Origin of the sequence: uncultured Escherichia sp. (genome assembly GCF_948475835.1) — a bacterium.
GTDB lineage: Bacteria > Pseudomonadota > Gammaproteobacteria > Enterobacterales > Enterobacteriaceae > ECMA0423.
In genome coordinates this window covers 1-25,573 of record NZ_CAOLGM010000030.1, presented here as the reverse complement: position 1 = coordinate 25,573, position 25,573 = coordinate 1, and the positions used below count along the sequence as shown (strand labels likewise).

General features: G+C 49.6%; 27 protein-coding genes. 12 read left to right on the top strand and 15 right to left on the bottom strand.

The features are described 5' to 3' along the window. Positions 1-34: 34 nt before the first annotated feature. From QZF50_RS08375 to QZF50_RS08350, 6 genes are all read left to right on the top strand, one after another. Positions 35-1,315 carry a DUF445 domain-containing protein gene (locus tag QZF50_RS08375; RefSeq protein WP_001037376.1) on the top strand — a complete coding sequence of 427 codons (1,281 nt, stop codon included), beginning with the start codon at positions 35-37 and terminating at the stop codon, positions 1,313-1,315. Between the two features lie 115 nt (positions 1,316-1,430). Beyond that, on the top strand, positions 1,431-2,582 hold the full coding sequence (locus QZF50_RS08370; RefSeq protein WP_061892647.1) for a double-cubane-cluster-containing anaerobic reductase: 1,152 nt from the start codon (positions 1,431-1,433) through the stop codon (positions 2,580-2,582). A gap of 9 nt (positions 2,583-2,591) precedes the next feature. Further along, positions 2,592-3,359, top strand: coding sequence for a putative 2-hydroxyacyl-CoA dehydratase activator YjiL (yjiL, locus tag QZF50_RS08365; protein ID WP_000222495.1), 768 nt, complete (start codon positions 2,592-2,594; stop codon positions 3,357-3,359). Then, entirely contained in the window at positions 3,356-3,613 is a 258-nt protein-coding gene (locus QZF50_RS08360) for a DUF3343 domain-containing protein (RefSeq protein WP_000657676.1), read from the top strand. The genes yjiL and QZF50_RS08360 overlap by 4 nt, the downstream gene beginning before the upstream one ends. Before the next feature lie 64 nt (positions 3,614-3,677). After that, entirely contained in the window at positions 3,678-4,538 is an 861-nt protein-coding gene (locus QZF50_RS08355; protein ID WP_001298932.1) for a YjiK family protein, read from the top strand. Between the two features lie 67 nt (positions 4,539-4,605). After that, complete coding sequence (locus QZF50_RS08350; protein ID WP_001141195.1) at positions 4,606-5,784, top strand: MFS transporter; 1,179 nt, start codon at positions 4,606-4,608, stop codon at positions 5,782-5,784. Positions 5,785-5,796: 12 nt separating this feature from the next. Here QZF50_RS08350 and kptA read toward each other — a convergent pair whose 3' ends face one another. Next, the gene (gene kptA / locus QZF50_RS08345) at positions 5,797-6,351 is read right to left on the bottom strand and encodes an RNA 2'-phosphotransferase (RefSeq protein ID WP_001151854.1); all 555 of its coding nucleotides are present in this window, start codon (positions 6,349-6,351) and stop codon (positions 5,797-5,799) included. A gap of 249 nt (positions 6,352-6,600) precedes the next feature. Between kptA and QZF50_RS08340 the strand changes: the two genes are divergently transcribed. The 4 genes from QZF50_RS08340 (at position 6,601) to hypT (ending at position 9,903) form a co-directional block, all read left to right on the top strand. Further along, positions 6,601-7,284, top strand: coding sequence for a nucleoside recognition domain-containing protein (locus tag QZF50_RS08340; protein WP_001295597.1), 684 nt, complete (start codon positions 6,601-6,603; stop codon positions 7,282-7,284). After that, a complete protein-coding gene (locus QZF50_RS08335) occupies positions 7,281-7,742 on the top strand; it encodes a YjiG family protein (RefSeq protein WP_000211971.1) in 462 nt (153 codons plus the stop codon). Before QZF50_RS08340 ends, QZF50_RS08335 begins: the two co-directional genes overlap by 4 nt. Positions 7,743-7,754: 12 nt before the next feature. Then, on the top strand, positions 7,755-8,927 hold the full coding sequence (gene iadA / locus QZF50_RS08330; protein ID WP_290388852.1) for a beta-aspartyl-peptidase: 1,173 nt from the start codon (positions 7,755-7,757) through the stop codon (positions 8,925-8,927). 64 nt (positions 8,928-8,991) lie between these two features. Beyond that, a complete protein-coding gene (gene hypT / locus QZF50_RS08325) occupies positions 8,992-9,903 on the top strand; it encodes a hypochlorite stress DNA-binding transcriptional regulator HypT (protein WP_000340757.1) in 912 nt (303 codons plus the stop codon). On the opposite strand, the gene iraD is transcribed toward hypT, so the two are convergent. The 3 genes from iraD to ytiD all read right to left on the bottom strand — a co-directional run bounded on the left by iraD (position 9,896) and on the right by ytiD (position 10,627). Beyond that, positions 9,896-10,288, bottom strand: coding sequence for an anti-adapter protein IraD (gene iraD / locus QZF50_RS08320; protein WP_000986207.1), 393 nt, complete (start codon positions 10,286-10,288; stop codon positions 9,896-9,898). The two genes, hypT and iraD, sit on opposite strands and share 8 nt — an antisense overlap. Further along, positions 10,285-10,368 (bottom strand): iraD leader peptide IdlP, encoded by an 84-nt coding sequence (idlP, locus tag QZF50_RS08315; RefSeq protein WP_120795393.1) that lies wholly within the window; start codon positions 10,366-10,368, stop codon positions 10,285-10,287. The genes iraD and idlP overlap by 4 nt, the downstream gene beginning before the upstream one ends. Positions 10,369-10,483: 115 nt before the next feature. Then, positions 10,484-10,627, bottom strand: coding sequence for a protein YtiD (gene ytiD / locus QZF50_RS08310; RefSeq protein ID WP_001301448.1), 144 nt, complete (start codon positions 10,625-10,627; stop codon positions 10,484-10,486). A gap of 332 nt (positions 10,628-10,959) precedes the next feature. Between ytiD and QZF50_RS08305 the strand changes: the two genes are divergently transcribed. Continuing rightward, entirely contained in the window at positions 10,960-11,790 is an 831-nt protein-coding gene (locus tag QZF50_RS08305) for a DUF2686 family protein (RefSeq protein WP_000062541.1), read from the top strand. Between the two features lie 140 nt (positions 11,791-11,930). On the opposite strand, the gene uxuR is transcribed toward QZF50_RS08305, so the two are convergent. From uxuR to uxuA, 3 genes are all read right to left on the bottom strand, one after another. Beyond that, positions 11,931-12,704: a Uxu operon transcriptional regulator gene (gene uxuR / locus QZF50_RS08300; protein WP_000833686.1), complete on the bottom strand. Its 774-nt coding sequence runs from the start codon at positions 12,702-12,704 to the stop codon at positions 11,931-11,933. A gap of 214 nt (positions 12,705-12,918) precedes the next feature. Continuing rightward, a complete protein-coding gene (locus QZF50_RS08295; protein WP_000208194.1) occupies positions 12,919-14,379 on the bottom strand; it encodes a fructuronate reductase in 1,461 nt (486 codons plus the stop codon). Between the two features lie 80 nt (positions 14,380-14,459). Then, positions 14,460-15,644, bottom strand: a complete 1,185-nt coding sequence (gene uxuA, locus QZF50_RS08290) for a mannonate dehydratase (protein ID WP_000438591.1) — start codon at positions 15,642-15,644, stop codon at positions 14,460-14,462. A 339-nt stretch (positions 15,645-15,983) separates the two neighbouring features. On the opposite strand from uxuA, the gene gntP reads away from it, so the two are divergent. After that, positions 15,984-17,327, top strand: a complete 1,344-nt coding sequence (gntP, locus tag QZF50_RS08285; RefSeq protein WP_000558253.1) for a gluconate permease GntP — start codon at positions 15,984-15,986, stop codon at positions 17,325-17,327. A gap of 249 nt (positions 17,328-17,576) precedes the next feature. On the opposite strand, the gene fimH is transcribed toward gntP, so the two are convergent. The 8 genes from fimH to fimE all read right to left on the bottom strand — a co-directional run bounded on the left by fimH (position 17,577) and on the right by fimE (position 25,249). Beyond that, positions 17,577-18,479, bottom strand: coding sequence for a type 1 fimbria D-mannose specific adhesin FimH (fimH, locus tag QZF50_RS08280; RefSeq protein WP_000832227.1), 903 nt, complete (start codon positions 18,477-18,479; stop codon positions 17,577-17,579). Positions 18,480-18,498: 19 nt separating this feature from the next. Continuing rightward, entirely contained in the window at positions 18,499-18,942 is a 444-nt protein-coding gene (locus QZF50_RS08275) for a fimbrial protein (protein WP_077897989.1), read from the bottom strand. 72 nt (positions 18,943-19,014) lie between these two features. Continuing rightward, a complete protein-coding gene (gene fimF, locus QZF50_RS08270) occupies positions 19,015-19,545 on the bottom strand; it encodes a type 1 fimbria minor subunit FimF (RefSeq protein WP_001244827.1) in 531 nt (176 codons plus the stop codon). A gap of 9 nt (positions 19,546-19,554) precedes the next feature. Beyond that, positions 19,555-22,191 carry a fimbrial usher FimD gene (fimD, locus tag QZF50_RS08265; protein WP_000120943.1) on the bottom strand — a complete coding sequence of 879 codons (2,637 nt, stop codon included), beginning with the start codon at positions 22,189-22,191 and terminating at the stop codon, positions 19,555-19,557. 66 nt (positions 22,192-22,257) lie between these two features. Next, on the bottom strand, positions 22,258-22,983 hold the full coding sequence (gene fimC, locus QZF50_RS08260; protein ID WP_000066573.1) for a type 1 fimbria chaperone FimC: 726 nt from the start codon (positions 22,981-22,983) through the stop codon (positions 22,258-22,260). 36 nt (positions 22,984-23,019) lie between these two features. Further along, on the bottom strand, positions 23,020-23,559 hold the full coding sequence (locus QZF50_RS08255; RefSeq protein ID WP_000824092.1) for a fimbrial protein: 540 nt from the start codon (positions 23,557-23,559) through the stop codon (positions 23,020-23,022). A 64-nt stretch (positions 23,560-23,623) separates the two neighbouring features. Beyond that, the gene (fimA, locus tag QZF50_RS08250) at positions 23,624-24,172 is read right to left on the bottom strand and encodes a type 1 fimbrial major subunit FimA (RefSeq protein ID WP_000695535.1); all 549 of its coding nucleotides are present in this window, start codon (positions 24,170-24,172) and stop codon (positions 23,624-23,626) included. A 480-nt stretch (positions 24,173-24,652) separates the two neighbouring features. Beyond that, a complete protein-coding gene (gene fimE, locus QZF50_RS08245; RefSeq protein WP_290376799.1) occupies positions 24,653-25,249 on the bottom strand; it encodes a type 1 fimbria switch DNA invertase FimE in 597 nt (198 codons plus the stop codon). Between the last annotated feature and the right edge of the window lie 324 nt (positions 25,250-25,573).

The following is a 25,573-nucleotide window of genomic DNA, read 5'->3' as shown; positions in this document are numbered from 1 at the left end:
CGCGATCCTGCCGTCAGGCTCTATTCTTAACGTTATGAATAAACTCATTGAACTCAGACGCGCCAAAATGTTGGCGCTCTCTTTACTGCTTATCGCCGCTGCTACCTTTGTCGTTACGCTGTTTTTGCCGCCCAATTTTTGGGTGAGCGGCGTGAAGGCGATTGCTGAAGCGGCGATGGTCGGCGCGCTGGCGGACTGGTTTGCGGTGGTGGCGCTGTTTCGCCGCGTGCCGATTCCGATCATTTCTCGTCATACGGCGATTATCCCGCGTAATAAAGACCGGATTGGCGAAAATCTCGGTCAGTTCGTGCAGGAAAAATTTCTCGATACCCAGTCGCTGGTGGCATTGATTCGACGTCACGAACCGGCGTTGTTGATTGGCAACTGGTTTAGTCAGCCGGAGAACGCCCGCCGCGTTGGTCAGCATCTGTTGCAGATCATGAGCGGTTTTCTTGAACTGACCGATGATGCGCGTATTCAGCGCCTGCTTAAGCGCGCGGTCCATCGGGCGATTGATAAGGTCGATCTTTCCGGAACCAGTGCGTTGATGCTGGAGAGTATGACCAAAAACGATCGTCATCAGGTGCTGCTCGATACGCTGATCGCACAGTTGATTGCTCTTCTCCAGCGCGATAAATCGCGCAAGTTTATTGCCCAGCAAATTGTTCGCTGGCTGGAGAGCGAGCATCCACTGAAAGCCAAAATTTTGCCTACTGAATGGCTGGGCGAACATAGCGCGGAGTTGGTTTCTGACGCGGTGAATTCTTTGCTTGATGATATCAGCCGTGATCGTGCGCATCAGATCCGCCATGCGTTTGATCGCGCCACTTTTGCCCTGATCGACAAGTTGAAAAACGATCCTGAAATGGCAGCGCGAGCTGATGCCGTAAAAAGCTATCTGAAAGAAGATGAAGCTTTTAACCGCTATCTCAGTGAATTGTGGGGGGATTTACGGGAATGGCTGAAAGCGGATATCAACAGTGAAGATTCTCGTGTGAAAGAACGTATCGCGCGGGCGGGTCAATGGTTTGGCGAAACGTTAATTGCCGATGATGCCTTGCGGGCGTCGTTAAATGGTCATCTGGAACAAGCCGCGCACCGCGTCGCGCCTGAGTTTTCCGCATTCCTGACGCGCCATATCAGCGATACGGTAAAAAGCTGGGATGCGCGGGATATGTCGCGGCAAATAGAGTTAAATATCGGCAAAGATCTGCAGTTTATCCGTGTCAACGGTACGCTGGTTGGCGGTTGTATTGGGCTAATTTTATATTTGTTGTCGCAGCTCCCGGCCTTGTTCCCCCTCGGCAATTTTTAGAAATCCATGAAAAACTAAGTAGCTAACCGCGAGAGAGATCAAATAAACCACACTAAAAGAATGGTAATAATGTGGCCTCTTTTCATTATCTCCCGTGGTACGGGGAAGGAAAATCATGTCACTTGTCACCGATCTACCCGCCATTTTCGATCAGTTCTCTGAAGCTCGCCAGAAAGGCTTTCTCACCGTCATGGATCTCAAGGAGCGCGGCATTCCGCTGGTTGGCACTTACTGCACCTTTATGCCGCAAGAGATCCCGATGGCAGCCGGTGCGGTTGTGGTTTCGCTCTGTTCCACCTCTGATGAAACCATTGAAGAAGCGGAGAAAGATCTGCCGCGCAACCTCTGCCCGCTGATTAAAAGCAGCTACGGCTTCGGCAAAACCGATAAATGCCCCTACTTCTACTTTTCTGATCTGGTGGTCGGTGAAACCACCTGCGACGGCAAAAAGAAAATGTATGAATACATGGCGGAGTTTAAGCCCGTTCATGTGATGCAGCTGCCGAACAGCGTTAAGGACGATACCTCGCGTGCGTTATGGAAAGCCGAGATGCTGCGCTTGCAAAAAACGGTAGAAGAACGTTTTGGGCACGAGATTAGCGAAGATGCTCTGCGCGATGCCATTGCTCTGAAAAACCGCGAACGTCGCGCACTGGCTAATTTTTATCATCTTGGGCAGTTAAATCCTCCGGCGCTTAGCGGCAGCGACATTCTGAAAGTGGTTTACGGCGCAACATTCCGGTTCGATAAAGAGGCGTTGATCAATGAACTGGACGCGATGACAGCCCGCGTTCGTCAGCAGTGGGAAGAAGGCCAGCGACTGGACCCGCGTCCACGCATTTTAATCACCGGCTGCCCGATTGGCGGCGCAGCAGAAAAAGTGGTGCGCGCGATTGAAGAGAATGGCGGCTGGGTTGTCGGTTATGAAAACTGCACCGGGGCGAAAGCGACCGAGCAATGCGTGGCAGAAACGGGCGATGTCTACGACGCACTGGAGGATAAATATCTGGCGATTGGCTGCTCCTGTGTTTCGCCGAACGATCAGCGCCTGCAAATGCTCAGCCAGATGGTGGAAGAATATCAGGTCGATGGCGTAGTTGATGTGATTTTGCAGGCGTGCCATACCTACGCGGTGGAATCGCTGGCGATTAAACGTCATGTGCGTCAGCAGCACAACATTCCTTATATCGCTATTGAAACAGACTACTCCACCTCAGATGTCGGGCAGCTCAGTACCCGTGTCGCGGCCTTTATTGAGATGCTGTAAGGAGTGGCAGTGACATATTCGATTGGCATTGATTCTGGTTCTACCGCCACCAAAGGGATCTTACTGGCAGACGGCGTGATTACGCGCCGTTTCCTCGTTCCAACACCCTTTCGTCCGGCAACAGCAATTACTGAAGCCTGGGAAACTCTGCGCGAAGGGTTAGAGACAACGCCGTTTCTGACGCTCACCGGCTATGGACGGCAACTGGTGGATTTTGCCGATAAACAAGTGACGGAAATCTCCTGTCATGGGCTGGGCGCACGGTTTCTTGCGCCAGCAACGCGCGCGGTAATCGACATCGGTGGTCAGGACAGCAAAGTGATTCAGCTTGATGATGACGGTAACCTGTGCGATTTCCTGATGAATGACAAATGCGCGGCGGGCACCGGGCGTTTCCTGGAGGTGATCTCGCGCACGCTTGGCACCAGCGTCGAGCAACTCGACAGCATTACCGAAAATGTCACGCCGCACGCCATCACGAGTATGTGCACAGTGTTTGCCGAATCAGAAGTGATCAGCCTGCGCTCAGCGGGCGTCGCGCCAGAAGCGATTCTCGCCGGAGTGATTAACGCGATGGCGCGGAGGAGTGCCAATTTCATTGCTCGTCTCTCCTGTGAAGCGCCGATTCTGTTTACTGGTGGCGTTAGTCATTGCCAGACGTTTGCCCGGATGCTGGAATCTCATCTGGGAATGCCGGTAAATACCCATCCTGATGCGCAATTTGCTGGCGCAATTGGCGCGGCGGTAATTGGTCAACGAGTGAGGACACGCCGATGAAAGAGTTTTTATTTTTATTTCACTCCACGGTCGGCGTCATACAAACCCGCAAGGCGTTGCAGGCAGCGGGCATGACTTTTCGCGTCAGCGATATTCCCCGTGATTTACGCGGCGGCTGCGGGTTATGCATTTGGCTGACCTGTCCCCCCGGCGAGGAAATACAATGGGTGATCCCTGGGCTGACTGAGTCAATTTATTGTCAGCAGGATGGTGTCTGGCGCTGCATTGCACATTACCGGGTTTCTCCGCGTTAAGGATTCATTAAGGTCGCTACGTATACTTCTCGATATCTTATTGATTTGCCTTAAAGGGATTACCGTGACAAAAAGTATTTCGTTAAGTAAACGCATCTCCGTTATTGTGATTCTTTTTGCCATTGTGGCAGTGTGTACTTTCTTCGTGCAATCTTGCGCCCGTAAAAGCAATCATGCAGCATCATTTCAGAATTACCACGCCACCATTGACGGCAAAGAAATTGCAGGCATAACGAATAATATCTCTTCGCTGACCTGGTCGGCACAAAGCAATACTCTTTTTAGCACTATCAACAAACCTGCCGCCATTGTTGAAATGACCACCAATGGTGATTTTATCCGCACAATTCCTCTGGATTTTGTTAAGGATCTCGAGACGATCGAATACATTGGCGATAATCAGTTTGTCATTAGCGATGAGCGCGATTACGCCATTTATGTGATTTCACTGACCCCAAACTCGGAAGTAAAAATCCTCAAAAAAATAAAAATCCCGCTGCAAGACTCCCCAACCAATTGCGGTTTTGAAGGGTTGGCTTATTCTCGCCAGGATCACACTTTCTGGTTTTTTAAAGAGAAAAATCCGATTGAGGTCTACAAAGTTAACGGGCTGTTAAGTAGCAATGAATTACACATCAGCAAAGACGAGGCACTACAACGGCAATTTACTTTAGATGATGTGTCCGGCGCAGAATTTAACCAGCAAAAAAATACGCTTCTGGTGCTGTCTCATGAATCTCGCGCACTCCAGGAAGTAACCCTGGTTGGCGAGGTTATCGGTGAAATATCACTAACCAAAGGTAGTCGAGGTTTGTCGCATAACATCAAACAGGCCGAAGGGATTGCGATGGATGCCTCTGGTAATATTTATATCGTTAGCGAACCAAATCGTTTTTATCGCTTTACCCCTAAATCATCGCATTAACAGGCTGGCATATTTCACCTTTTTGTTATTAACTTGTTAACAACAAAAATGACATACAAGGTTAAACATGCCTTCGTCCTCGCATCCCGTAGAACGCTTTTCTTTCAGCACCGCGCTTTTCGGGATGCTGGTTCTGACCTTAGGTATGGGATTAGGTCGCTTCCTTTATACGCCTATGTTGCCCGTCATGATGGCGGAAGGGGCGTTTTCATTTAGCCAGCTCTCGTGGATTGCCAGCGGCAACTATGCGGGGTATCTGGCTGGCAGTCTGCTATTTTCGTTTGGCGCATTTCACCAGCCGTCGCGCCTGCGCCCATTTCTGTTGGTTTCTGCCCTGGCGAGCGGGTTGTTGATCCTCGCAATGGCATGGTTGCCGCCATTTATTCTGGTGTTATTGATTCGCTTCCTGGCGGGTGTCGCCAGCGCCGGTATGCTGATTTTTGGTTCGACGCTGATTATGCAGCACACGCGCCATCCTTTTGTGCTGGCAGCTTTGTTTTCTGGCGTTGGCATTGGCATTGCACTGGGCAACGAATATGTTCTGGCAGGCCTGCATTTTGCCTTCTCCTCGCAAACGTTATGGCAAGGCGCCGGGGCGCTTTCTGGCATGATGCTGATTGCACTTACGCTTTTAATGCCCTCGAAAAAACACGCCATCGCACCAATGCCATTGGCAAAAACGGAGCAACAGATAATGAGCTGGTGGTTACTGGCTATTCTGTACGGCCTTGCGGGATTTGGTTATATCATCGTCGCGACTTACCTGCCGCTCATGGCGAAAGATGCAGGCTCACCATTGTTAACCGCCCATCTCTGGACGTTAGTCGGCTTATCAATTGTGCCAGGCTGCTTTGGCTGGCTATGGGCAGCAAAACGTTGGGGGGCTTTGCCTTGCCTGACGGCGAATTTGCTGGTGCAGGCTATCAGTGTGCTGCTTACTCTCGCCAGCGACTCTCCTCTCTTGCTTATCATTAGTAGTATCGGTTTTGGCGGTACCTTTATGGGCACGACATCTCTGGTGATGACTATCGCCCGCCAACTGAGCGTTCCGGGAAATCTCAATCTTTTAGGCTTTGTGACGCTCATTTACGGCATTGGACAAATCCTCGGCCCGGCGCTGACCAGTATGCTCGGCAATGGAACATCGGCGCTTGCCGGCGCCACTCTCTGCGGCGCGGCGGCGTTGTTTATTGCTGCGCTTATCAGCACAGTACAATTATTTAAGCTGCAAGTGGTCACTTCATGAGGAGTGTTTCCCTTACCACTCAAGAAACTCAACAGCAACCGTTGATGTCAGCCAGACCCCGTTTTCCGCTTGCCAGAAAGGGATGCCTCGTTTCGCCATTTCCTGTGCTTTGACGGTTAAGATAACCGGCGATCCGTGTCTTGCTCCCACTTTGCGTGCCGTTGCTTCATCAGCAGAGAGATGTACGTAATGACGCTCCCCTGCAATCAGCCCCTGTTTTTTTATCTCGTCAAGGAAACGGCTTGCCGTACCGTGGTAGAGAAACTGTGGCGGTGTTTTTTCGGCAAAGGAAATGGCGACCTGCGAAGTCGAATGCCCCTGAACCGCGCGGATGCACCTACCATCACTGGAATAACTAAAACGCTTTTTATCGCTGGTGGCAACCACAGTATCCAGCAATGCACGGGTTAACCGCTTGCCCGCTTTTTGGGCACAAAGTATGAGCTTATCGATATCCGCCCATCCTTCACGGTCAAGTACGATACCAATCGCCTCCGGTTTGTGTCGGAGGACAAAACTTAAAAACTTGCTCGTATCCGCCAACTCTTTTTCGTTGTACTTTGCCATCGCGTTTTCGTCCCTGGATTTTCTGTTTTTATTTACTGATGTCATTGTCACTGGGTTTATGAATTTTCTGCAACTCAATCCTGCGCAGAGCCTTTTCTACACAGCGTAATTTTTCCGCTATGCAAAAAACGCATAGCAAGAAACATACTTGCATTTCCCCCATACCCACATGGCTGATAAGGTTTTTCAGCTCCAGGAATTTTCCTGGCTCAAGCAACACACAAACACAAAAAAACAATGGGGATTGTTATGACACAACAAGGGGATGCTGTAGCCGGGGAGCTGGCGACAGAAAAAGTGGGCATTAAAGGGTATCTGGCTTTTTTTCTCACCATAATCTTTTTTTCCGGAGTTTTTTCCGGGACAGACAGCTGGTGGCGCGTTTTTGATTTTTCCGTTCTGAACGGATCGTTTGGGCAACTGCCTGGTGCGAATGGAGCCACCACCTCATTTCGCGGGGCGGGTGGCGCGGGGGCTAAAGATGGCTTTCTCTTTGCGCTGGAGCTGGCACCGTCAGTCATTCTCTCTCTGGGGATTATTTCAATTACCGATGGTCTTGGTGGATTACGCGCCGCGCAGCAGTTAATGACGCCTGTGCTAAAACCGTTGTTGGGCATTCCAGGGATCTGCTCGCTGGCGCTGATCGCTAACCTGCAAAACACTGATGCCGCCGCCGGTATGACCAAAGAGCTGGCGCAGGAAGGGGAAATTACCGAACGCGATAAAGTGATTTTCGCCGCATATCAAACCAGCGGTAGCGCCATCATCACCAACTACTTCTCTTCCGGCGTCGCGGTGTTCGCCTTTCTGGGCACGTCCGTAATCGTACCTTTAGCCGTCATCCTGGTGTTTAAATTTGTCGGAGCCAACATTTTGCGCGTCTGGCTTAACTTCGAAGAACGTCGCAACCCAACGCAAGGAGCGCAAGCATGACAACTCAGGTCCGCAAAAACGTCATGGATATGTTTATCGATGGCGCGCGCCGTGGCTTTACTATCGCCACGACCAACCTGCTGCCAAACGTGGTGATGGCGTTTGTCATCATTCAGGCGCTGAAAATTACCGGCCTGCTCGACTGGGTGGGGCATATCTGTGAACCCGTAATGGCGCTGTGGGGATTACCCGGTGAAGCGGCAACCGTCCTTTTAGCCGCATTAATGAGTATGGGCGGCGCAGTCGGTGTTGCCGCCAGTCTGGCGACCGCCGGCGCATTAACCGGTCACGATGTCACCGTTTTACTGCCCGCGATGTATTTAATGGGCAACCCGGTGCAAAATGTCGGTCGCTGCCTGGGGACAGCCGAAGTGAATGCCAAATATTACCCGCATATCATTACGGTCTGCGTGATTAACGCATTGCTGTCGATCTGGGTTATGCAGCTTATTGTTTAACAAGGAGTTACCATGATTGATTATACCGCAGCCGGTTTTACCCTGCTGCAGGGAGCGCATTTGTATGCGCCGGAAGATCGGGGAATTTGCGATGTCCTCGTCGCTAACGGCAAAATTATCGCCGTTGCCAGCAATATCCCTTCTGACATTGTACCGGACTGCACGGTTGTCGATCTCAGCGGGCAGATCCTCTGTCCTGGTTTTATTGATCAACACGTCCATTTGATTGGTGGTGGCGGCGAAGCAGGTCCCACGACGCGCACGCCAGAAGTGGCGCTAAGTCGCCTGACGGAAGCGGGCGTCACGTCAGTGGTTGGTCTGCTGGGCACCGACTCTATCTCTCGCCACCCGGAATCCCTGCTCGCCAAGACCCGTGCGCTCAATGAAGAAGGCATCAGCGCCTGGATGCTGACCGGCGCTTATCATGTCCCTTCCCGCACCATTACAGGTTCCGTGGAAAAAGACGTGGCGATTATCGATCGTGTGATTGGCGTGAAATGCGCCATCTCTGATCACCGTTCTGCCGCACCGGACGTTTATCACCTGGCTAATATGGCGGCGGAATCCCGCGTTGGCGGTTTGCTCGGCGGTAAACCTGGCGTCACCGTGTTCCACATGGGCGACAGCAAAAAGGCGTTACAGCCTGTCTATGACCTGCTGGAAAACTGCGATGTGCCGATCAGCAAGTTGCTGCCGACCCACGTTAACCGCAACGTTCCGTTGTTTGAGCAGGCGCTGGAGTTCGCGCGCAAAGGCGGCACTATCGATATCACCAGCAGCATTGACGAACCGGGCGCCCCTGCCGAAGGTATTGCCCGCGCCGTTCAGGCGGGTATTCCGCTGGCACGCGTCACCCTCAGCTCCGACGGCAACGGTAGCCAGCCGTTCTTCGATGACGAAGGGAATTTAACCCATATCGGTGTTGCCGGTTTTGAAACGTTGCTGGAAACCGTGCAGGTGCTGGTCAAAGACTATGATTTCAGTATCAGCGATGCCCTGCGCCCGCTCACCAGTAGCGTAGCCGGTTTCCTTAACCTGACCGGGAAAGGCGAAATTCTGCCAGGCAATGATGCTGACTTGCTGGTCATGACGCCAGAACTGCGCATTGAGCAGGTATACGCTCGCGGCAAACTGATGGTCAAAGACGGCAAAGCCTGCGTGAATGGAACGTTTGAAACGGCTTAAACGGTTGTCAGCCGCCCGAATGGACGTAGAATGCCCGCAAGGGCGGCTGACAGAGTAAAACCTAATGGATGACTGTGGTGCGGTTTTGCATAATATTGAAACCAAATGGCTTTATGATTTTCTGACCCTGGAAAAATGCCGCAATTTTTCCCAGGCGGCAGTCAGTCGCAACGTCTCGCAACCGGCATTCAGCCGCCGCATCCGTGCACTGGAACAGGCGATTGGCGTTGAATTGTTTAACCGCCAGGTGACGCCACTGCAACTCTCGGAACAAGGGAAAATCTTTCATTCGCAGATCCGCCATCTGTTGCAACAGTTAGAAAGTAACCTGGCAGAGCTGCGTGGCGGCAGCGATTACGCGCAACGTAAAATCAAGATAGCCGCTGCACACTCTCTTTCCCTCGGTCTGTTACCGTCCATTATCAGCCAGATGCCGCCGCTCTTTACCTGGGCAATTGAAGCCATTGATGTTGATGAAGCGGTCGATAAACTGCGTGAAGGGCAAAGTGACTGTATTTTTTCCTTTCACGACGAAGATTTGCTGGAAGCGCCGTTTGACCACATTCGCTTATTTGAATCTCAATTGTTCCCTGTCTGCGCCAGTGACGAACACGGAGAAGCACTTTTTAACCTCGCGCAGCCACACTTTCCGTTACTGAATTACAGCCGCAACTCCTACATGGGGCGATTGATTAATCGCACCCTGACGCGCCACAGTGAGTTAAGTTTCAGCACCTTTTTTGTCTCTTCGATGAGCGAGCTTTTAAAGCAGGTTGCCCTCGACGGCTGTGGGATTGCCTGGCTGCCGGAGTACGCCATCCAACAAGAAATTCGCAGCGGGAAGCTCGTTGTACTGAATCGGGACGAACTGGTGATCCCGATTCAGGCCTATGCATACCGAATGAATACCCGCATGAATCCAGTTGCCGAACGCTTCTGGCGTGAACTGCGCGAGCTGGAGATTGTGCTTAGCTGACATTCTCCAGCATCGCACTACACCAACCGCCATTATCCCAGACCAGATCAAACGTTAGCGGTTCACCGTCGTGGTACAGCATTATCTCAAGGCTGATCGCCAGAATGTGGCAGTACGCTTCTTTAAAATTAACCTGCAACGCCGCAATCCGTGGCTCATGAAATAACAGTGCAGAACGCAGCTGACGGCAATACCAGCTCTGGAGATGTTTGTCGCTCTGGTTATGCACTTGCCACTCTGGCATGCCTGAAACAAGTAATGACGGTAATGCCGAATGAGGAGAATTAAAAAGAGTGAGGAGATCGCTGCATACCGATTTACGCAGCAATGACGTTTTATTGCCTGAAATTTCAGGTAAAACAGCCTGAAGTGATTGGCGCATCATTTTGCGCACTCCTGACGTTTAGCAACATATGCGGCTTGCCCTGAACACCGGGCACCACTGTATTGATGCTCATTTTCCATAGCCATTCCCTTTTGTTCATTACATCCATGTCAGTCTGAGACAGGCCTGAATCCTGTCAGCAAAGTATAAAACCTTACTTGCCTATGAATATCTACTGACTTTTCAGGAAAAAAGTCATGATTTGATAAAAATCATCAAACTCAAAAAAAAACCGCTAGTATATTCTGAATATTCCGAATAGTTACGTAGATGAAAATACTTGTCACCGCTGCTACTTAATTCCGGTGGGAAATTATTTATTTCCGCATAATCAGCCATGTATTATTTGAAACAATTAGTTTGTAAATAATATAAATTGATAACATATCAAATACATCAAAAATACCATTCACAGGCATTATTAATATAGACATCAATATAGCAACATCAAATTCCAATTAGTAATAAGATATGCTTTTTAATTGCATGAAAATAATTTCAAATGAGCGTTTTTTGATACTTTAGAGTGTTTCCTAGCCTTTAATATCACCGTGTAGAGTTGATATCACTACAACAGAAACATGCATGTCATTTGTTTACTTCTCTTTTACTACAGAAAAATTTATCTATTTTTCTAAACATCAGTGAAATACTCATAAAAGGTAACTATTATGTCTATGCCATTAAGCAATGCCGCTAATAACCAATTCTATATAAATAATCACTTCCTTCATCATCCAAAAGTCGACAATGAGTTAACACGTAAATATGAACGAGCTCGCCTGGATACGGAAAATATCTATCTTCTGCCTCTTGCTCGTGGCAATAACCATAATTACGATGGAAAAAGCGTTGTCGAAATTAGAAAACTTGATATTAGTAAAGAGTCCTGGCCATTTAATTATGTGACAGAAGCATGCAGAGAATCCGATGGTATTACAACAACAGGACGTATGCTCTATCGAAACTTGAAAATCACCTCAGCTTTAGACGAAATATATGGTGGTATATGTAAAAAGGCGCATGCTGCTACAGAATTAGCAGAAGGTTTACGGCTAAATTTATTTATGAAGAGCCCTTTCGATCCTGTTGAGGACTATACAGTTCATGAAATAACATTAGGCCCTGGTTGCAATGTTCCAGGTTACGCCGGAACCACGATAGGATATATTTCAACCCTTCCAGTTTCTCAGGCAAAAAGATGGACCAATGAGCAGCCAAGAATTGATATCTATATTGATCAGATAATAACTGTCTCAGGGGTAGCAAATTCTTCCGGATTCGCCCTTGCCGCATTACTTAATGCTAATATTGGAATGGGAAATGACCCAATAATTGGTATAGAAGCCTATCCCGGTACCGCGGAGATCCATGCAAAAATGGGATATAACGTTATCCCCGGTGATGAAGATGCGCCACTCAAACGCATGACTCTGCAACCGTCATCTCTTCCAGAACTGTTTGAATTAAAAAATGGTGAATGGAATTATATTGGTAAATAGCCACTGAGAAGAATGAGTACTAATATTCAGGTTATACAGATATTTAAACAATACCCTGCAATTTACAAAGTAATACTCATTGCGACTTCTTAATTTAAGAAAGCGCAAGGAACGTTTACCCTTGCGCTTATTATAATAAGTCAGGCGTCGACTTTATCCAGCGGCCATGAATCAAACAGATAGCCGTCAAAATAAATATCGTCAACGTTCGAGAATTCCAGCAGACGTTGCTTAACGTTTTCCAGATGCTGCCACATTGCCAGCTTCGCCGCTCGGGCATCTTTTTTGATTAACGCGGCGAGGATCTGTTTGTGATCGCCCAACCACTCTTTGCGATACAGGCTGTCATCCAGATGGCTGTGCAACTGGATCCACATTGGGTTGTTTTCCCGCCACTGCCAGGACTGACGGAACAGCTCCACCAGCATGCTGTTATGCGTTGCTTCGGCAATAGCGAGATGGAACTGCATGTCACCGCTTTCGCTGCTGCCCGGCGCACTGGAAGCCAGTTCACGCTCTTCCAGTTGCAATGCCTGACGCATTTTGACGATATCTTCGCGGGTAGCCTGCAGGGCGGCAAACTCGGCGATGTTACTTTCCAGTAACTGACGCGCCTGTAACAGCTCAAAAGGACCCGCATCATTGCAGACGTTGGCATCCGGACTGTCTGTGTTGTGGCTGCCTGAGCTATCAAGAACATAGATACCGGCACCCCGGCGCACTTCCACCAGCCCTTTGATCTCCAGCATGATCAGCGCTTCACGTACCACCGTCCGCGTGACATCAAGCATTTCTGCAATTTCACGCTCCGGCGGCAGCCGTTCGCCAGGGTTGTACGGCGTCTTTATGATCAGATCGCGGATCATCGCCCCGACTTCCTGGTAAGGTCTTTGCGCAGAGGTGGCAGATTTCATGGTGTTGTGTCCGTTAGGTGCGGTTAATCAAATTTTTGCCGGATGCGGCGTGAACGCCTTATCCGGCCTACAACGGGCAATTTTACGGCCCCCGTTAATCTCAAACTATACCATTAGCACTGGAAGTTGGCACGTACAGGTGGGCAAAAAAACGAAAACTGGTCAACCAAATACCAGTTTGATTGACCAGTAAGTCTGTAGGGTAATCAGTTAGTTACAGCGCAGCCACACACTCGCGCGCACCGCGTTCGCACAGCTGCTGATATGCCGCAGTCACCGCGCCAACAAAGTCGGCATTCTGCGGCAGATCATCGGCAAAAATACCGCTCAGGCCCAGCAGCGCTTTCACGCGGTCTGCGCCCTGATACTGCGCGTTAATCTTCTGGAACTCGGCCAGCATCGGGTCGACCACGTCAATGGCATTACCCTGCTCATCCACGCCCTGGGTGTAACGCATCCAGCCAGCCACGCCCAGCGCCAGGTGACGCCAGCTGCCGCCGTTTTGCAGGTGCAGACGCACCGGGTCCAGCAGACGCTGCGGTAACTTCTGGCTGCCGTCCATTGCAATCTGCCAGGTACGGTGACGCAGAGATGGGTTGCTGAAACGCTCGATCAGCAGCGTCGCATAGGCGTTCAGGTCCGTACCTTCCGGCATCGACAGCGTTGGCGCTTGTTCCTGCATCATCAGGGCAAAGGCCGCTTTGCGATAATCCGGGTTAGTCATGGTGTCGGCAATAGTTTCATAGCCGCCGAGGTAACCGAGGTACGCCAGGAAAGAGTGGCTGCCGTTCAGCATACGCAGCTTCATCATTTCGAACGGCACAACGTCTGCAACGAACTGTGCGCCCACTTTATCCCAGTCCGGGCGACCATTAACGAAGTTATCTTCAATCACCCACTGACGGAACGGTTCGCAGGCAATGGCGCACGGGTCGTAAACACCCAGCTGGTCAGCAATTTCCTGTAAGGTTTCTGGCGTCGCCGCTGGAACGATGCGGTCAACCATGGTGCACGGGAAGGTGACATTTTCTTCAATCCATGCCGCCAGCTGCGGGTCACGCGCCTGAGCCAGCCCCAGTACCGCGACCTTCGCCACATGACCGTTTTCACGCACGTTATCGCAGGACATCACCGTAAACGCTTTCAACCCTTTTTCACGACGCAGACGCAAGGCTTCGACGATGTAACCAATCGCGGACTTCGGCGCAGTCGGGTTTTCTAGATCGTGCTTGATCAGCGGGTTATTGAGATCCAGTTGACCGCTTGCCGCATCAGCGCAGTAGCCTTTTTCCGTGACCGTTAGAGAGACAATCGCCGTTTGCGGACGCGCCATCGCGTTGAGAATACCTTCGCAGCCGTCGATTTCCGGATGCAGCGCTTCTTTCATCGAACCGATAATTTTCAGCTCGGTGCTTTCTGCGCCTTTTTCCGCTACGGTGTACAGCAGTTGCTGTTTTTTCAGGTTTTCGATCAGCACGCGGTCGTTGCCTGGCATCAGGTTAACTTCGCAGATGCCCCAGTCGCTGTCGGTGCTTTCCAGCAGATGATGGGTATACAGCGCCTGGTGCGCGCGGTGAAACGCCCCGCAACCGAGATGCACAATGCGTGATTCCAGACGAGAATGATCCCATGACGGGCGGGCAACCGGCAGATTGCTGTCAACAATAGTAGTCATCGTAAACTCCAGAATCCGTCTTCAGAGAGTGACGGCAAGGAAGAAGGAACCGGCACGGCGCGCAGCCATGCCGGTGGATATTAACGGCTAAAGAAAGCGCGCTGGATCGCCAGTTCGACACCGCGAACTTCGGCCAGGCCTTTCAGACGACCAATTGCGGAGTAACCTGGGTTGGTTTTCTTCTTCAGGTCGTCCAGCATCTGATGACCGTGGTCCGGACGCATCGGGATCAGGTCTTCTTTGCCTTCCGCTTTACGACGGTGTTCTTCTTCAACAATCGCTTTCACCACTTCGTACATATCAACGTCACCGTTCAGGTGCGCCGCTTCGTGGAAGGTTTTCGGGTTATCTTCACGCATGGTGGAGCGCAGATGGGTGAAGTAAATACGCGGACCGAACTGCTTGATCATATCAACCAGATCGTTGTCAGCACGCACGCCGTAGGAACCGGTGCACATGGTGAAACCGTTCGCCATGCTGTTTACGGTATCAACCATCCACTGCATATCTTCAATGGTGGAAACAATGCGCGGCAGGCCGAGGATCGGGCGCGGCGGATCGTCCGGGTGAACCGCCATACGCACGCCAACTTCTTCAGCAACTGGAATAATCGCTTTCAGGAAGACGGCAAAGTTTTCGCGCAGCTTCGCTTTATCGATATCTTTGTACAGCTCCAGGTGCTTACGGAACTGGTCGAGGGTATACCCTTCTTCCGCGCCCGGCAGACCGGCAATGATGTTACGCGTCAGACGCGCTTTGTCTTCATCGCTCATAGTGGCGAAGCGAACAGCAGCCTGAGCAATTTCTTCTTCGGTGTAATCCGCTTCCGCGCCTGGACGTTTCAGGATATGCATTTCGAATGCAGCGAATTCGATCTGGTCGAAGCGCAGAGCTTTGGAGCCGTCTGGCAGCACGTATTCGAGGTCAGTACGGGTCCAGTCGAGCACCGGCATGAAGTTGTAGCACACGGTGCGAATGCCGCACTGCGCCAGGTTGCGCAGAGTCTGCTGATAGTTAGCGATCCACTGCTCATAGTTGCCAGTGTGGGTTTTGATATCTTCGTGAATTGGTACGCTTTCTACGACAGACCACACCAGGCCTGCGTCTTCAACGATCGCCTTGCGTTTGAGGATCTCTTCTACGGACCATACTTCGCCGTTCGGGATATGGTGCAGCGCGGTAACCACGCCAGTTGCGCCCGCCTGACGGACATCAGCTAAAGAAACCGGATCGTTTGGGCCGTACCAGCGCCAGGTCTGTTCCATGATTTTTCCTCTTTCACATAGTGGGTTCCACAGCAAAGAGACGCGGAACCCTGGAGTTGTTTAGGTATCCGGATGAACAACCAGACCGCAGCCGTGGCGTTGCATCGGATGAGATGGCGTATAAGTTCTACCTTTTGGTAAGACATGTCAACCCGAATTCTGAAATTGGTTAACCACATCACAAGAATTTCACTCTCCTGGTTGTTGCTGCAAATTGCAGCAAAAGGTTATCGATGGTTATTGATCAGAGGATGTGACATTCATCGCAACAATGGTTGACCAATTTACATAACATGTCGCCCAAAATAACAACGGTTCAACCAGGTAAGGTAAAACGTTATGCATGTGCTTAACATTCTCTGGGTAGTATTCGGTATCGGCCTGATGCTGGTACTGAATTTGAAGTTCAAAATCAATTCAATGGTGGCTTTGTTGGTGGCGGCGCTGTCCGTCGGGATGCTGGCGGGCATGGATTTGATGTCGCTGCTGCACACTATGAAAGCGGGCTTCGGCAACACGCTGGGGGAACTGGCTATCATCGTGGTGTTCGGTGCGGTCATCGGTAAATTGATGGTCGACTCCGGCGCGGCTCACCAGATAGCGCATACGCTGCTGGCGCGTCTCGGTCTGCGCTATGTACAGCTGTCGGTGATTATCATCGGCTTGATTTTCGGTCTGGCGATGTTCTATGAAGTGGCCTTTATCATGTTAGCGCCGCTGGTTATTGTTATTGCCGCCGAAGCTAAAATTCCGTTCCTGAAACTGGCGATCCCGGCAGTAGCAGCTGCCACTACCGCACATTCACTGTTCCCACCGCAGCCGGGTCCGGTGGCGCTGGTGAATGCTTATGGCGCGGATATGGGGATGGTTTATATCTATGGCGTACTGGTGACGATCCCAAGTGTAATCTGCGCAGGTCTGATCCTGCCGAAGTTCCTCGGCAATCTTGAGCGCCCAACGCCATCATTCCTGAAAGCAGATCAACCGGTAGATATGAATAATCTGCCCTCTTTCGGCGTTTCGATTCTGGTGCCGCTGATCCCGGCGATCATTATGATCTCTACCACCATCGCCAATATCTGGCTGGTAAAAGATACCCCTGCCTGGGAAGTGGTTAACTTTATCGGTTCCTCGCCGATTGCAATGTTTATTGCGATGGTGGTTGCATTCGTACTCTTTGGCACCGCACGTGGTCATGACATGCAGTGGGTGATGAACGCTTTTGAAAGCGCGGTGAAGAGTATTGCAATGGTGATTCTGATCATCGGTGCGGGTGGCGTGCTGAAGCAGACCATCATCGACACCGGCATTGGCGACACCATCGGCATGTTGATGTCCCACGGCAATATCTCGCCCTACATCATGGCATGGCTGATCACTGTGCTAATTCGTCTGGCGACGGGTCAGGGTGTCGTTTCGGCGATGACCGCCGCCGGGATTATCAGTGCTGCAATCCTAGATCCAGCAACTGGTCAGCTGGTTGGCGTGAATCCGGCGCTGCTGGTGCTGGCGACGGCTGCGGGTTCCAACACCCTCACCCACATTAACGATGCATCTTTCTGGTTGTTCAAAGGTTACTTTGACCTGTCAGTAAAAGACACGTTGAAAACCTGGGGTCTGCTGGAGCTGGTCAACTCCGTGGTTGGGCTGATTATTGTGCTGATTATTAGCGTGGTAGCGTAAAAGAACACCAGAGCCTGCCATTGGCAGGCTCTGACTGATGACAAAGTCTAAAAATGTGCCCGGCCAGTCCCCTCGCCCCTCCGGGGAGAGGGTTAGGGTGAGGGGAACAGACCAGCAAAGTGCGCTTTGTTTATGCCAGATGCGACGTTGACGCGTCTTATCTGGCCTACAAAGGGCTAACGTGCAGGTTTTGTAGGTCTGATAGCGTAGCGCCTCAGGTACCAGCATTAGCAATGCCCTGTGATTTCTTTATTGATAAACAAAAGTCACGCCAATAATCGATTGCACATTCCCTGCAGTCACCTGCCCTCCGGTACGTGCATAATTTGCCGTTAATCCCAGACTTACCGCCGAAGTCCCTACTGCTCCTAACGATACCGTGTTATTCGCTGGAATAATCGTACCGTTGCGCGTCAACTGTACGCCGACGCCCTGTGCAGGTGAAAACGACGCGGTATTGGTGAAAATCGAGTTGCCCGCATCTGCGGTTGTGCCGGAGAGGTAATACCCCAGGTTTTGGCTTTTCGCACAATAAACGGTAAGAGGAATCGGCACTGAACCAGGGTAGTCCGGCAGAGTAACGGTGACATCACGAGCAGAAACATCACAGCCGCCAGTAGGCACCACCACATCATTATTGGCGTAAATATTCCACACAAACTGGAAATCATCGCTGTTATAGTTGTTGGTCTGTCGCAAAATAAGCACGGCAATTAATGAGCCAGCTTTAATTGCCACCCCGCCCGCACTGCTCACAGGCGTCAAATAAAGCGCCACCGGCCACGGCTTATCCGTTCTCGAATTATAAACAACGCGCGGCGTTTCGCTGGTGGTCGGAAATGGATAGCTACTGCCACTATATTTTACGGTCCCGGAAAAATTAGATAACACGCCGCCATAAGCCGAGCCTCGTTGCAGTGTGACATAGTCTGTAATGGTTTCCGGATAATCGTTATGGCAAAAGATTTGCGTCGAAAGATCTACGACCAGGTTTTGCCCCACATTCACGGCAGGCGCAAGGTTTACATAAACATTAGCGCTGCCACCGCCAATAGGGATAGCTGTACCATTGGCGGTTTTACAGGCGAATGACCAGGCATTTACCGACCAGCCCATCAGCAGTACAGCAAACAGGGTAATAACTCGTTTCATTACAATCATCTCTTCGGGTTCAGCTGTAGGTATAGGTGATGCTAATCACTGCCTGAATGGTTCCCTGAGTGGCTCCGCCATTTACTGTCAATGCTCTGACCTGTAACGGGAAGTGCGCTGATTGTGAGGAATCATCCACCTGAACTGTTTTGGTTGCGCCAGTATTCAATGTGTTGCCACTGTCATCCTGTAGCTCTAACTGGATGTTTTGCGCGGTCCCCTGGTTTTTATAATATCCGGTACTGTCGGCTGCCCCGCTGAAGCTGGCAGTGACCCTCGACGTTCCCACCGGACAATTAGTCAACTCAAGCGCAACATCATGCCAGGCCGATGCCGCCCCGGCAGACATCAGACTGAAAGAATAAAGATCGCCGAGATCAACCGTGGCATTGGTGGTGGAAACTGTGCACGGTTTGGCGACGACCTTACCGTTCACCGTGATGGTGACATCGGCTGCCTGTATCGTCGCACTTGCGAGCGCCAATATTGCCGCCAATACATACCCACGTTTGCACCATTTCATGAGCATCTCCAGTTACTGATATTCAAGAGTGAAGGTAGCCGTGGCATTGATATGCCCTGCAGTGACAGGCACCTGTGTCGCCATTAGCCGGGCGTAAAAATTCAGCGTATTTGGTTTACCCGGCGTCAGGGTCGTCCACGAAAGCGCGGACGATGGAGCATTAAGGGGTATTTGATTTTGCTGCTCATTCAGAAGCTGTATTCCCAGTCCCGAAGCCGCTGACACCGTATTTTCAAGTGCAAGCAGATTGGCATTGTGGCTATCTGCAACGCCGGTAAACCCAACTTTTACGGCAGAAACGGCATTACCACAGGGTGACAGCAAAATACGAAATGGAACAACAGGAGTCGTCGCGCCAATGTTGTTAAATTGCTTCGCCGCGTTTTCCATCAGATCAACAGTAAAATTGGTTGATTCAGCGGCCACACTACAGCCGTTATCCCTGACATAGCCGCGGATAGTAATCGTGCTATCCGCAGCCAAAGCGTGACTCACCGCCAGCCACAAAAAAGCGCACAGAAGATAAAAAGGTTTGTTTCTCATCACGCCCCCTTAACGACATTCAGCTGATAGCTGGGTTAATAACTGCTGCTGACTCTCTGGTGGCAGTTGATAATTGGCGACACAGTGAGCATTTTCCTCTTCTCCCCATTTCACCTGAACTTTTCCCGCTAAAGGCATTCCGCTGAGGTAAACCTGACCATTATCCGCAACAATGCCGCTACTCTGGCTACTCTCTGATGTCACCATCGCCCCAAACGGCAGCGGCTTATTATTGTGGGTCAGCGTCATGAGCAGTTTTATCCCAACGCGCGCTTTAAACTCTGCTCGCACGATCGCCCCACGAGTGGGAACAACGTTAGCAACCGCGTTATCTAAATCGACGTTATCAGCCAGGGTATTGGTATCCAGCGCCACTCTATTTTCCCGATATTCAGTGGCATAAGGCAGCACGGCATAACCACGCCAGTCGGTACGCACCCCCGTCTGGTTTTCGACTTTTGCATCTTTTGCGCCAGGCGCTTTAACAAGCACCACCGTATCGTTTAACGGCTGCCCCAGCGTTACGCCATTGGCATGAGCCAGTACCCCACCGCTGACTCCGTAATAGAGCTGCTTAATATCATCACTATGGCTGTAACCGATATTGGCATTGCCGTAACCACCGCGATAATTCAGCGTGGCGTAGCCTGTGCTTCCGCTATTACCATCGCCTCCCCCGGCATAGCCGGTTTGCACGCTATAGCTGAGGTTGTTGTCTTCCAGCAACGTACCGTATACACCAGCCAGATTGGTCATTCGACCGTTGAGATCGTGTGACATGCTGTAGCTGGCACTGGCATGTCGCCACTGAGATTTACTGTCAGAACGCAGCCAGTGGCTGAAAGGAATATTGACGTTAAGCGCTAACATCTGATCACGTCCTTTTTGCCAGGCGTTTTTCGTCAGGCTATAGCTGAGCGTCCAGTTGATATCTTCGAACGCAGTATTTAATCCAGCCTGGAATTGCTCATCGACATTACTCGTTCCCCAATAAGTTTGATGGCTACCACTCAAATACAGTGTTGATGAGCGCCCGAGTTGCTGAGTAACGGTGAGTTGTAATTTCCCGCGTTTGTTATAAGCGAGGTTGTAATAGTCGGTGAATTTCGGCTTAACCTGAATAACTCCGTCCTGTGTTTCGATGTTGTAGCCATTCATTCGACTGTATGTTGTATCAGCGAAATTAAAATATCCGCTGGTCGAATAACGGTAACCCACTAACTGAATATTCGTGCCTGACTCATTGAGCGATTTGTTATAGAGAAAACGCACCGATTGTCCGTCATGCTGACTGTCATCGGGAAGTGTGGAATTAGCCTGCGTCATATCCACAGACAGAGCGCCCAGTGCCCCCATGTTTTTCCCGATACCGAAATTAAAAGCACGATAACGATCCGCCAGTTGCGTTCCACCATATATTGTCCAGCCAGCCGGAAGGCCGTGGAGTAATGTACTCTGGAAAAAGCGGGGTTTTTCCTGCTGCGCATTTCCACTACGGTATTCTCCTGCCGTAATGGAATAACGAGTATGCCCTTCACGTTGCAAAAGCGGGACTGACGAATAGGGTACGGTAAAAATCTGCGTGCTGCCGTCAGCCTCTTTGATCGTTACCTGCAAGTCACCACTATTACCTGCGGCATAGATATCGTTGATGGTAAAAGGCCCCGGTGGCACCGTACTATTATAAATGTCATACCCATTTTGTTTAATAGTGACCTGTGCAGTACCACGAGCAATACCGTGGATCACCGGGGCAAATCCTCTTTGGCTATCGGGTAACATATTGTCATCTGAGGCCAATTGTACGCCGCGAAAGTTAATACCATCGAAAATATCGCCCTGAGTATAACCATCACCCAGCGTCAGCCGGGAACGTAACGGTATTATGTCTCGCTCAAGCCAGGTATTGATATGCTGCCATTTATTTTTGCTACCTGATGATCTGTCGCTACTGTTATAACTCCAGGTGGTATTGTCGCGTAAACGCCACGCACCAATATTTAACCCACTCTGTAGGTTTAAATATGCATAATGGCTGTTACCCCCAATCCGATTCTGTACACTATTTCCGCTGAAATTATAATTGAGCAATCCGGCATTAATACCGGGATCCCATAACTCAGGAGGAATATAACCACGCGCGCGATTACTCATAAATGCCTGAGGGATCGTCAGGTTGAGTCGCTGCTGACCAACATCTAAATGCGCAGTAGCGTCATGGATCATTGAGGTTAATGGCACGCAGGCATCATCCGCCAGCAGATTCATACCGGAGACAGAAGCCGTATTCAGCCCCATACTGGCAAGCTGCGCGCGTGTCAGGCAGGGAACAATCCCTTGTTCACTGTCGCCCGTATTAAATGTGACATCACGCGTTGCCATATAACCATTATTCAAATAGATATCGACACGATACGTCCCTGGCGGTAATTCTTGCCCATTTTCAAAACGCGATAAATCAGCCACAGCCTGGGGATCATCCGCTAAAAAACGCGGGTTAAAATAGAGTTCGGCAGATGACAAAGGTGCCTGTGCGGCAAAAGCACAGGCAACAAAGAGCCGGACAAAAAAACCAGCCAAACGATGCTTACGAATATGCAAGCATTGTGTGTTTCGCTGGTAAAGTCTTAAATTCAGATATGACATTATTCCTCCGGTTTAAAATCACCCGGCAGTCAATTCTTTTTATTCAGGCGAAAAATTCCCCCTGCGTTATTCCATTACGCCCGTCATTTTGGGGGTAAGTGCGCCATAATCATTTATTGTTCGGTAAGTAATATTGCTTCCTGCATCAGAAGGCAATTTAACCGTGCTTTCGCCCATTGGAGGCACCAATGCATTTTCAAGAACCCGGGTTCCGGCATTCAACTCTGTTACCGTCAGGTAATAGGGTGTCGGGTTAATCAGCGTCAGGGAATTCGCGCTACGACGAAATCTTAATTTTTCTGCGGCCTGATCGGGTGGCAACGCTAATTTAGCCGGACGATAGTACAGTTTAATGCGGCTGATAATTGCGAGCTGTAGCGTATTCTCAGTCAATTTTGATTTATCCATTGACGGAATCGCTTTAACATTCATCCAGAATAAACTTTCCCGATCCTGTGGCAATTGGTTATTTGTTGCATCAAGAATACGCAAGGTATTCTCTCTTTTTCCCTTCATCGCAAACAGAGGAGGCGTCACGATAAAACGACCATCCTTTACACCATCGGCATTTTCCACCCATGATTGAATTAAATAGGTACTATTTTCATCATTATTTGTCACGGCAAGTTGCACTTGTTTTTGCCCTGCCGGATAAATTACGCGAGTCGCACCTAAGGCCACTCCTGCTTCAGCGCGTCCGGCAACCATCATTGCCATGAACATCAGGATACCTGCCAGCAAGCAGAATGTTATTTCCTGCGATTTCCTTACATTGACGTTTTTATTACTCACTGTCCTGTTCCTGTTATCACATTATCTGCTGAACAATTACTGATAGGTTAAAGAGAACCAGGCCTGGGCATTGGCGATGCCGCCAGTAACCCGACGCCCGGTAGCACGATATTTGGCGATGAAATGTAGCGAAGTAGAGCCTGAGTAAAGCCGTTTCCAGTTTGCTGGAGGACGATTAATCGGTACGAGGTTTCCTTCATCATCAAACAACGCTACGCCAATATTGGTGGCTATCCCTGGCCCCTCTCCCACGGAAAGCACATCCGGATTTTTACCATCCGCGACACCGTGAAACGCCACACCTACACGTTCACTCACCACCGTGCTACATTCCCGTAAATGAATAACAAAAGGCACCGGTGCGCTATCTTCCCCTACCGCATGAAACCGGTTACTGCTGATTTGCCCCATATTGACCGTCATTTGTTTATCACCGGCTTCAATCCGGCAAGTTTCCGCAATAATGACGCCCTGAAATTTCATATTTCCGCCGGGCAGCGTGGTATTCCATTTATTTCCGGCCAGAGCAAACATTGGCAGCAACGACGCTAATAGAAATAATCTCTTCCTTTTCATCGTTATTTTTATCGCACAAGGGTGGGCATCCCTGCCCGTAATGACGTCCCTGAACCTGGGTAGGTTATTGATACTGAACCTTGAAGGTCGCATCCGCATTAGCTGCGCCAGGGGTTGCGGCACCGGTTGCAAAATAACGCGCCTGGAACGGAATGGTGTTGGTTCCGTTATTCAGGGTTGTTTGTGCACTAAATGTCGCACCGTCCAGCGCCAGCGCAGCGCCCGTTCTGTCCAGGATCTGCACACCAACTTTTGTTGCGCTACCCGCAGCTGAACTCTGCAAAGCTAATACGTTAGGATGAGTGCCATCAATTGCGGTACCAAGGAAGGCAATAGCTGCTTTGTCTGCAACAGTAGTGTCACAATCGTTCAGTTGAATGTTAAAACCGACAGCAGAACTGGTTGCTCCTTCTTGTGCCAGCGATGCGGTACGAACCTGTCCCAACTGAACGGTTTGATCAACAGAGCCTGCATCAACTGCGCAAGCGGCGTTAACAACTTCCCCTTTAAAGTGAACGGTCCCACCATTTACCGTCGTAGTATCGGCCAGAGCCGCTGCGGAACTGAGGGACAGAGCCGACAGAACAACGATTGCCAGAGTTTTAATTTTCATGCTGCTTTCCTTTAAAAAAACTATTTCTAAATCGACATGGGCAGTCGTTCTGTACACTTTGTTTTGTCAACGAGTTTGACTGCCAACACTGCACAGTTTTCCCCCAAAAGATGAAACATTTGGGGCCATTTTGACTCATAGAGGAAAGCATCGCGCACAAACTTTTTCAGTTTATTTGTTGGCTTAATATTCTATTGTTATCTTTATTTATAGATTTTTATATTGCATGAGGTGGTTTTTGGAGAGAAGAATGAGGAAGATGCGTCGAGCCACAGAAACGTTAGCTTTACATATAGCGGAGGTGATGTGAAATTAATTTACAAGAGAAATAATTTACATATCAAACAGTTAGATGCTTTTTGTCGTTTTTTAATATTTTTATGCTTGAGAAAAAATACGTAACTTATTTATGATATGGACAGTTTGGCCCCAATTGTCTTGTATTTATTTGTTTTTTAACTTTATTATCAATGAGTTAAATCAAACCTCTTCTCTTTTTAATTTTTCGTTTATGAGATTATTTCTTTCCCATAGTCCGGCAAAACGAGCAGCATTACTGGCGGTATAACGTACAGTATGGCGAATATTTCGATGCCCGAGATAATCCTGAATTAAACGGGTATCGGCACCACGCTCCGCCAGTTCATAACCACAAGCATGCCTTAACATATGAGGATGAGTCTGCGTTACGGTTCCAGCTTCAATACCGGCATCGCGAATAATGCGATAGGCCTGCTGGCGAGAAAGCCGACTCCCGCGGCGAGAAATAAATATAGCGTCGGTCCGGTCAGCGCCTTTCCAGTTAGCACGTTCCTGGGTCCAGCGTTCCACGGCTTCACGCTCATCAAAACGTAACGGGTGAACGGTAGAAAATACGTTCTTCAGTCGGCGAATATTTATTCGACCTTCATTAAGGTCAAGATCCTGATAATGCAGATCAAGCAGTTCACTAATACGCATCCCATGCCGATATGCCAACAGAATAAGACAATAATCTCTGGCTCCCGTTGCCCCGTAACAAACCGCCTGCATCATGGCCTGAACTTCTTTACCGGTAAGATAACGACGTTTACTCACAATAGTAGTACTCCTAACTGAGATATATTTGAATGAATACCTATAGGAAACCTCAATCGGTCAAAATTAGCCCAATAGATAAAAAGATAACCACACACGGAGTGATGTGGCTATCAGTCAATTACATTAAATATCATACAAAAATAAAATATCACTGATGTGACAACATCTATTTTCATTGATTTGATTCAATATAACAATAGATTGCAGTGGATTAACTTCCAGTTGCTTAAAAAATAAAGAAAAAAGTGCGGAAACAGGAGAATTTAAGTGATGTGTAAATTTATGAATGATTTTGTTTATTTATTTTGAAGAACATAAACC